Annotated in this window: 7 protein-coding genes and 2 tRNA genes; 5 read left to right on the forward strand and 4 right to left on the reverse strand. The window is 63.0% G+C overall.

What is annotated here, in order from left to right; all coding sequences use genetic code 11:
- The first annotated feature begins 3 nt into the window (after positions 1–3).
- Both Q0925_RS05625 and Q0925_RS05630 read left to right on the forward strand, forming a co-directional pair.
- Entirely contained in the window at positions 4–435 is a 432-nt protein-coding gene (locus Q0925_RS05625; protein WP_299332643.1) for a histone family protein, read from the forward strand.
- Entirely contained in the window at positions 436–1,437 is a 1,002-nt protein-coding gene (locus tag Q0925_RS05630) for a histone deacetylase family protein (RefSeq protein WP_299332646.1), read from the forward strand.
- On the opposite strand, the gene cca is transcribed toward Q0925_RS05630, so the two are convergent.
- Positions 1,434–2,783: a CCA tRNA nucleotidyltransferase gene (gene cca, locus Q0925_RS05635; RefSeq protein WP_299332650.1), complete on the reverse strand. Its 1,350-nt coding sequence runs from the start codon at positions 2,781–2,783 to the stop codon at positions 1,434–1,436. The two genes, Q0925_RS05630 and cca, sit on opposite strands and share 4 nt — an antisense overlap.
- 112 nt (positions 2,784–2,895) lie before the next feature.
- Here cca and Q0925_RS05640 point away from each other — a divergent pair.
- A tRNA-Asn gene (locus Q0925_RS05640) sits at positions 2,896–2,968 on the forward strand.
- 49 nt (positions 2,969–3,017) lie between these two features.
- Here Q0925_RS05640 and Q0925_RS05645 read toward each other — a convergent pair.
- Together Q0925_RS05645 and Q0925_RS05650 are read right to left on the reverse strand one after the other, a co-directional pair.
- Positions 3,018–3,440, reverse strand: coding sequence for a GtrA family protein (locus Q0925_RS05645; protein WP_299332654.1), 423 nt, complete (start codon positions 3,438–3,440; stop codon positions 3,018–3,020).
- A 7-nt stretch (positions 3,441–3,447) separates the two neighbouring features.
- The gene (locus tag Q0925_RS05650; RefSeq protein WP_299332656.1) at positions 3,448–4,890 is read right to left on the reverse strand and encodes a sulfatase-like hydrolase/transferase; all 1,443 of its coding nucleotides are present in this window, start codon (positions 4,888–4,890) and stop codon (positions 3,448–3,450) included.
- A gap of 159 nt (positions 4,891–5,049) precedes the next feature.
- Here Q0925_RS05650 and Q0925_RS05655 point away from each other — a divergent pair.
- Together Q0925_RS05655 and Q0925_RS05660 are read left to right on the forward strand one after the other, a co-directional pair.
- A tRNA-Ile gene (locus Q0925_RS05655) sits at positions 5,050–5,155 on the forward strand.
- 340 nt (positions 5,156–5,495) lie between these two features.
- The gene (locus tag Q0925_RS05660; protein WP_299332658.1) at positions 5,496–6,887 is read left to right on the forward strand and encodes an ATP-binding protein; all 1,392 of its coding nucleotides are present in this window, start codon (positions 5,496–5,498) and stop codon (positions 6,885–6,887) included.
- 768 nt (positions 6,888–7,655) lie between these two features.
- Here the strand turns inward: Q0925_RS05660 and Q0925_RS05665 are convergent.
- A partial coding sequence (locus tag Q0925_RS05665; protein WP_299332660.1) for an inorganic phosphate transporter occupies positions 7,656–8,456 on the reverse strand: 801 nt, incomplete at its 5' end.

Consider the following 8,456-nt stretch of genomic DNA (forward strand, 5'->3'; position numbering starts at 1 on the left):
GGTATGAGCGTCGAATTACCGTTCGCCCCGGTAGACACGATTATCCGTCGGAACGCGGGCGACCTCCGTGTGAGCGCGGACGCGGCGGAGGAACTCGCGAGGCGCATCCAGCGCCACGGGGCGGACCTCGCCGTCGGTGCGGCCGAGGAGGCGACGGCGGACGGCCGAAAAACGCTGATGGCCGCCGACTTCGGCGTCGAACGGGTGGTCAACCGCGATTCGCTCGAACTGCCGGTCGCGCCGGTCGACCGGATCGCACGGCTCGACATCGGCAATCGTTACCGCGTCTCGATGGACGCACGAATCGCCCTCGCCGATATTCTGGAGGATTACGCCGACAACGTCGCCTCGGCGGCGGCAACGCTCGCCGACCACGCCGACAGGCGAACGATCCAGGCCGAGGACATCCAGACGTACTTCGCCCTCTTCGAATAGATGCAGTTCGGCTACAACGAGACCTGTCTCGACCACGACACCGGCGCCCGACACCCGGAGACGCCCGACCGGTTGCGGGCGGTCCGCCGACAGCTCGCCCGCCGTCACGGTGTCGAATACGTTTCGGCCGACCCGGCGTCGGCCGAGTCGGTGTCGGTCGTCCACGACGACGGCTACATCGACGATCTCCGCTCGTTCTGTGCCGAAGGCGGGGGTGACTGGGATCCGGACACCGTTGCCTCGTCGGGGACGTGGGAGGCCGCGCTGACGAGTGCGGGACTCGCACAGTGGGCCGCTGAGCGCGCCCTCGCGGGCGACGACGGCCGCGAGACGCCGTTCTCGCTCGGCCGACCACCGGGTCACCACGCCGTTGCCGACAACGCGATGGGGTTCTGTTTTTTCAACAACGCCGCCGTCGCCGCGGGGACGGCCATCGCCCGGGGCGATGCCGACCGGGTGGCGGTCTTCGACTGGGACGTCCATCACGGCAACGGCACCCAGGATATCTTCTACGACCGCGAGGACGTGTTCTACGCGTCGATCCACGAGAAAGGTCTGTTTCCGGGCACAGGCGCGGTCGACGAGGTCGGGACGGGCGCAGGCGAGGGGACGACGCTCAACGTCCCGCTCCGGTCGGGCGCGGGAGACGCGGATTGTTTGGCGGCGTTCGAGGCGATCGCGACCGCCATCGAGCGGTTCGACGCCGACCTCCTCCTCGTCAGCGCGGGCTTCGACGCCCACCGCCACGATCCGATCTCACGGCTGCGCGTCTCGACCGAGGGCTACGCACTCCTGGCCGATCGGGTTCGTGAGGTGGCCGGTGAGATGGGTGCTGCCCTCGCGTTCGTTCTCGAAGGTGGCTACGGGCTGGATACGCTTTCGGAGAGCGTCGCGACCGTTCACGAGACGTTCGACGGCCGGGCGCCGGTGGCCAGCGACGACGACCCGATCGACGCCACCCGAAGCCTGCTCGATCGGGTCCGCTCGACCCACGACCTCTAAGGCGTGGGATCGAAGTAGCGCGCGAAAGCGACGCCGAACTCGTCGGCCAGCGACGCGGCCGCCTCGCCGACCAGTAGCTCGTAGCCGTCCTCAAGGGCGCGTTCGACGTGTGTGCCAAGAGCCACCTGGAAGATGGCGTCGCCCCCGAGGAGTTCGCCGGGGGTGCTGAACTCGCGGGACCGCTCGACGACGTAGCGGCCGTCATCGAGAAAGGGACCGTACGCGTCGCCGTCGGCGTAGGCGTCGTAGAATCCGGTCGCGTGCTCACGGACGTGGACCGGCGGGCCACGGTGTCGGCGGACAGTCGGGAGTTCGTCGACCGCGAGTTCGACAAACAGGACGGCGCGGTCGCCGGCGGCCGTCGTCGACCGGACCGGCTTGAAGCCACGGCGGTCGAGTTCGCTTGCGATCCCGTTGAGTGACTTTCGGAGTTGCGGGTAGAGTTGGTCGTCGACGATGTCCGGTGTCTCGAAAACGACGGCGACCGGGGTTGTTCCCCGGCGGTCGAGGTGGGCGCGGACGGCGTCGGCGTCGATGGGATCGGGGTCGGCAGACACGAACGGCTCGTCGGATGGGTCGTCGAGGAGGTTCCGGGCGTAGTGTTGGAGGCGAGCGACGTTCTCCGGCGCACAGACGGCGGCGACGTTGCGCGTGGGGTCGGTGGGATCGATCACGACGAGTGGGTCGTCGAACGACTCGGTGCCGTGATTCTCGGGGTCGAAGCGAACGGGGGGTCGCCAGTCGGCGGCCCCCCGAAGCAGCGCCTCGAAGCCGCCGTACTCGAGAACGAGCAGTTCGGAGAGATAGCCCGAGAACCCGCGGGTCTTGAGGTCGCTCCCGTAGGCACCGATCCCCATGAGAAAGGCCTTGAACAGGCGCACGTCGGTTGCGAGCTCCGGGGTGAGGCGCTCCCGGAGGTAGGCGTCGTGGAATGGGGTGCGGTCGACCGCCGACTGGATCGCGGTCGCGTCCTCGACGTCGTAGCAGGGGACGAGATCAACGTCGAAGCCGTGGAACTCGCCGGTGACGTACGGGTGTTCGGCGTACTCCTCGCGGGCGTCGGGGAGCGCCGTCCGGCCGACAGAGAGACCGTACGTCTCCAAGTCGGCACGGTCGGTGTCGGGGGGAAAGCAGACGAACAGGTCGATGTCGCGGTCGTCGGCGAGCCACGTCCCGCGGGCGGTCGAGCCGACCTGCACGATCCGCCCGTCGACCGGGAGGTCGGCGACGGCATCCCGAATCCGGCCGGTCAGGGCGTCGACGGCCGACCGGAGCGCCTCGCGTTCCGCCTCGTCCGGCGTCACGCGGTCGGACACGCGGGCGGCGACGGCGTCGAACTCGCTCATGTAACACCGATTCGGCCGTGCGGGCGAAAGCGTGTCGGTCGCCCCCGACCGGCCGACGGGAGCGGGTGAAAACGAAAGCCCTTTGAGCCAACTGCGATTACGCCAGGTCGAAGCCGTCGTAGCTCAGATGGTAGAGCACCTCGCTGTTAACGAGGTGGTCCCAGGTTCGAGCCCTGGCGACGGCGCTTCTTTGCGGTGTGTGACCGAACAGCGACGCGTTCGCCGGCCGACAGGTCAGCCCCACGTCCACCGCGATTCGAGCAGGTAGCGGTAGACACCGCTGATCACGATACCGACGCCGTTGGCGACGAGGTACGGAACGGCCGCGGCCGAGACGAGAGCGTACAGGACGCCGAGTTGGATCGGAATGGCAGAACCACGGACCAGGTTCGTCCGGAAGAGCCCGTTCGCGTACTCCCGCCACCCGTCGTGTCGCGAGGCGTGGAACGTCCAGCGGTTGTTGACGCCGTACTGGAGAAGGATTGTCGTCTCGATGGAGAGGGCGGCAGCCAACAGATACTGGAGGTCGCCGACCTCGACGAGTGCGCCGAGCATCGCCGTCTGAAACCCGGCCGCCACGGTTCCGACGACAAAGAACCGCCGGATCTGAGACGCCTCGGGACCGACAAGCACCGCCCGCAGGAGGCGTCGAAGCATCGATGGGTTACCGGTAGCCAAGGGCTTCGAGTCGAGTCTCGATGTCGTCGCCGATGCCGTCGTCATCGTCGTTGGGGTCGATGGCTTCCAAGATGGCCACGTGGTCGCGGACGGCATCGCGGAGGCGGTCGTGGGCGCGAGCGGCGGGGGTCTCGGGAGCCACCGAGTCATCGGCAGCCAACAGATCCGTCCGCTGCTCCGGGTCGGACCGTCGGTCGTACAGTTCCTCGGCCCCGGTGACGGTGTTTCGAATGTACGCCCAGTCACGTTCCCGGGCGCTCACCAGCAGGTCACCCTCCTCGAGGCGGCGAGGGATCGGCTGCTGTGTCACGTCGTCGCCGCGAACGGCGACGCTCACCACGGGATCTGACCGTGGTGCGCTCCCGTCACGGATCGTCGGGACGAGGCTCTTCCCGGTCCAGCCGTCGGCGGGGTCGATGCCGAGTATGTCACAGACCGTCGGCGAGATGGCATCAAGGCCGACGTGGGCGGCCACCCGGCTGGATTCCAGCCCCGGGATATCGATCATGAGCGGGACGTGGACGAGTTCGTCGTAGAGCTTGGGGTAATGCGAGAGATGGCCGTGGTCCATGAACTCCTCGCCGTGGTCCCCGGCGACGACAACGGCGGTGTCGTCACCGATGCCCGCGTCGTCGAGCGACGACAGAACCCGCGCCAAACTGGCGTCGATCTGCCGGACCGCGCCCTGATACAAGGTACGAAGATCGGCGAGAGTGCGGTCGCCAACCGACCAGCCCAGGCCGGTCCGGACGTGTGCGACCAGCATCCGAACCTTACCGACCCGCCGGTCGGACATCTCGCGGAGGTAGCGGGGCGCGGGAACGTAAGGCGTGTGTGCATCCATGTAGTGGATCCACAGGAAAAACGGCTCGTCGGTCTCGGCGACGAACGAGGTGGCGCCGCGCTCGATGTCGAGCATCCGTGAGGCGTCGGTAAACGGCTGTTCGTCCGAGCCACCACGGACGATGTTGCCGACCCGTCGGAACGGCGAGGTGAGAAGTTGCAGCCACGCCCCCCACGTGGGGTGTGCGGCGACAAACTCGCCCGCCCGGCCGTCGCCGCCGCCACCGACGAACGCGTCGAAGTCGCCGAAGCCGTCGTCGTAGCCCCAGTGTTCGGTCAGAAAGCCGTTCGCGGCGTTGAATCCGCCGGTCGCGATGCCGGCGTCACGGACGCGTTCCGCGAGCGTCGTCGCGCCGTCGACGCCGATGCGCCCGGTGTCGGCAAAGGCCGGACGCGACGCGAGGATGGACGGAAACGACATCGGCGTCCAGTTGCCATGCGCGAAGGCGTTTTCGAAAACGACACCCCGGTCTGCAATCGCCGAAAACGTCGGCGTCTCGTACTCGCCGCCGTACGGTTCGATAGCGTCGGTCCGCAGGGAATCGACGGTGACGAGAAGAACGTTGGAGGCGAGCGTGTCTGTCATAGGTGTGCGCGACGTGGGGGTTGTCGGCGGATCACGACGCCGACGGCGTCCATGGTTGTCCAGTTAGTAGAGAATGTGCGTACTCAACCTTTTGGTCTCGTGCTCCGCCTCGAAAGGGTCCGGCACGTTCAAGACGACGGCGACAGAGTAGCAAAATGCGGGCCCTTAGCTTAGTCCGGTTAAAGCCCCCGGCTCATACTGGCCGACGAGCCCGTCGTCGCCATGGGACACCGGGTGATCGCTGGTTCGAATCCGGCAGGGCCCATCCAGCGTTTACACGATTCTGAGCCAACGGATTCGACCGCGTGACTGCCTGAAACCCATATTTCCACGTTTGCCGAGCCGAACATAAATTTCGGGCAATCTGGAGTTCACTCATACTGTGAATGCGGGTCGCCGCTGTCGTGCCTTCGTTGATGACCGAGAGCGATACCCCAATAATCGTTCGCTCGTTGTGGGGGCAACACGTCGGTTGCGTCGATCGGTCGTTTCTGCTGTCACCGTATTATATCCAGAAAACAGTTTCCGGATAGCCTATTCCAGATTGGGCTATTCTGGGTTAGGCTATTCAGGAATTTCATGTGGCTGGACGCCAATCAGAGGATATGGAGCGCTTCGTGGATCGGGAGGACGAACTCAGTCGGCTTCGAGATTGCTATGCGTCGGACGACGCCGACATGGTCGTGATTGTCGGGCGTCGCCGTCTCGGGAAGACCGAACTCGTCCGAGAGTCACTGGACGGCCGCGATGACGCCGTCCTGTACCAGGCAACCGAAACAACTCAACGGATCCAACTGGATGCGTTCGTGGACGTGGCGGCAGCGTCGTTTCCAGGAATCGACCGGATCGAGAACGAGTGGGAGTCGTTGCTCGGGTATCTCGCCGACCAGGATGCGGTCATCGTACTGGACGAGTTCCCATACCTGATCGATGCCGACGAGAGCCTCCCGTCGGTGATCCAGCGACTGTGGGATCAGGAATTGCGTGACACTGGCGTGACCCTCGTCCTCGTCGGATCCTCGATCAGTATGATGGAGGAGTCGACACTCCTCGGGAACAGTCCGCTGTACGGCAGGTTCACCGAGAAGATCGACCTCCGTCAACTCGATTTTGCTGCCGCGCGCACGTTCTTCCCCGAGAGCTATACCCCCGAACGGCTGCTGTTCGCGTTGGGTGTGTTCGGCGGGACACCGTACTATCTGGACGGCGTCGAACTGGACGACGACCTCGGAACGGTCATTCAGGGGTCGCTGCTGTCACGACAGGGGTTCCTGCACGACGAGCCGGAGTACGTGCTTCGCACCGAATTGACCGAGCCGAACCGGTACTTTGCCATTCTGAAAGCGATCGCGGCCGGAAACACGGCGTCGAACGATATCGCACAAACGATCGGGATCGATGGTAAGCAAATTTCGACGTACACGCAGAAACTGGAGCGGCTGCGACTGGTCGAACGTGAGGTGCCGGTGACGGAGGACAAGACGAAGTCACGCCGCGGGCGGTACCGGATTCTCGATCCGTTGTTCAGGTTCTGGTTCCGGTTCGTCTACGGCAACGAAGACCGGCACGAGCGGTTGGGCGTCGACGCCTACGAGGCGGTCATCGAACCGGAGCTTGCGGACGTCGTGAGTCGGGAGTTCGAAAATCGCTGTCAGGCCATCCTTCCTGATTGCTATCCCGATCTGCTGTTCACCGATATCGGCCGCTGGTGGTACAACGAGTACGAGGTGGATGTGGTTGGGTTCGCTGCAGACGGAACGATGGTGACGGGGGAGTGCAAGTTCACGTCCGCGCCGCTCGATTACAGCGCGCTCGCCTCGCTCGAAGACCATACTGATGAAATTCGATGGTCGCCCGATGGGAGCGAACTCAATCACGAGTATGCGCTGTTCGCCCGAAACGGGTTCACGCGATCCGTTCGGGAAGCAGCGGCCGACCGTGACGATCTGCAGTTGTTCGACCTCGAACGGATCATTGACCCAAGCGCGACGCATTAGCGGTGTCGGGGGCTCTGATATCGGTCGATGACGAGACGTGGTGAACTACGTCTCTGCACCGGTCGCCGTTAGTGACAAAGATCGAGTGGGTGACGGGGGCGTTGCTGAACACGGAGAGTGTATACATCAATACCAATTTAGTTGAAAAATAGTCCTTCCAGCGTTTCAGAAGTTCTTGAACTCGGATTCCAGCTGTTCAATAATTTCGACACTATTCAGTTCCCTGTCTTCCGAATCCTCCTCGCCAGTATAAATGTAATTTTCGCTATTATTTTTGAATCTGATTCCACCCTGATCTCGTAACTGCTGAAGCACTTGCCTGATTTTTGCTCAAACGGAAGTATTATCCGGATATTCTGCCGAAAGTCCGTCCTCAGAGAACTGATAACATTTTTGCAAACTGAATTTAGATGTGTCTTCATCTCGCTGATACTGGATGAGTTGTTTTTTGACTTTATTTTTCCATGCCATTAGCTTCCCTTCTAATGGTGGTATCTGTGAAAAATAAATATTGGTACTGGAAAACCACGCTACACCACCGTCAACGGTTCTGTTGTTTGAACTCTTCGATGAACATGTACGCTGTATTCAGCAGTGTCTGAGTGAGTTACCGAGGTGCTGTCAGTAACTTTGTCCTGAATGCAGCGGATCAGGTCAGTACAGCGATCCTGATATCAACGATATCGATCCTACCGTTTGCGTGCGATTCCTGTAGATGGGCGGTGCCTCCGACCACAGTCGAGACCGATGGCCAGACGAGGTGTTCTCTCAGCCGAGGAGTGAAAACAGGACATAGGACCCCGCGAACGACATCATCGGGGTGATCACCCAGAGTGTCACGACGCGAGCCGCCGCTGTGTGGTGGAACAGGCCTTCGGCGGAGAGTTCCTCCGGGTCTTTTTCTCCAACACCGGACACACCATCCCCGACTGTGTGCTTTCTGTTCGGGTGAGGGGTCTCGCCTTCAGCGAGTTCACCCACAGTTGGGCCCGCAGTGACTCCTCTGGTATATTCAACTGAGTGAATTTTGAGTGCACCGGTGGTAAACTTTGGAGCGGAGTCACCGGGAGGGGACTGTGTGATTATCTCCGCGAGCGTCTGCGCTCGGCTTGCACGGCCCCAGCCGAGTCCGATGATACAACTGGTCGTGCTCACGGCGAGACTGGCTGGAATTCCGAGCCACGAGAGGACGGTGATGATCGTCGCCCCTACGGTCGAGACGATGAGCGCAGCCAGAATCGGCATCTCAGTGATATCGTTGCCAACGGTCGCCAACGTCCGCCGAGCAATCGTAAAGCCGCCCACGCTGATGGCCCCGACTGCGAGGAGAATCGCCGGGCTGGGGTCAAGCGACCCGTTGCCGACAAGCGGGGCGACTGCGTTCGCCGCGTTCGAGGCTCCGGCACTGAACCCCATGTAGCAGGCAATTGCCACCACAAGCGCCGATCCGGCCAGATCCCGAGGCGAGACGGTATCGTTGACGGATAGCCGTGGAAGTCTCCCCTGGGTATCGATTGCGATCAACGGGTTCGTGAGGCGACCAAATTCGAATTTGGCGTCGAGGTGCGG

Origin of the sequence: Haloplanus sp. (genome assembly GCF_028275055.1) — an archaeon.
Classification (GTDB): domain Archaea; phylum Halobacteriota; class Halobacteria; order Halobacteriales; family Haloferacaceae; genus Haloplanus.

Excerpts from the sequence above, each read along its gene's own strand:
- Q0925_RS05625 (WP_299332643.1), top strand. The coding sequence starts at position 4 with ATGAGCGTCGAATTACCGTTCGCCCCGGTAGACACGATTATCCGTCGG.
- Q0925_RS05630 (WP_299332646.1), top strand. The coding sequence starts at position 436 with ATGCAGTTCGGCTACAACGAGACCTGTCTCGACCACGACACCGGCGCC.
- cca (WP_299332650.1), bottom strand. The coding sequence starts at position 2,783 with ATGAGCGAGTTCGACGCCGTCGCCGCCCGCGTGTCCGACCGCGTGACG.
- Q0925_RS05645 (WP_299332654.1), bottom strand. The coding sequence starts at position 3,440 with ATGCTTCGACGCCTCCTGCGGGCGGTGCTTGTCGGTCCCGAGGCGTCT.
- Q0925_RS05650 (WP_299332656.1), bottom strand. The coding sequence starts at position 4,890 with ATGACAGACACGCTCGCCTCCAACGTTCTTCTCGTCACCGTCGATTCC.
- Q0925_RS05660 (WP_299332658.1), top strand. The coding sequence starts at position 5,496 with ATGGAGCGCTTCGTGGATCGGGAGGACGAACTCAGTCGGCTTCGAGAT.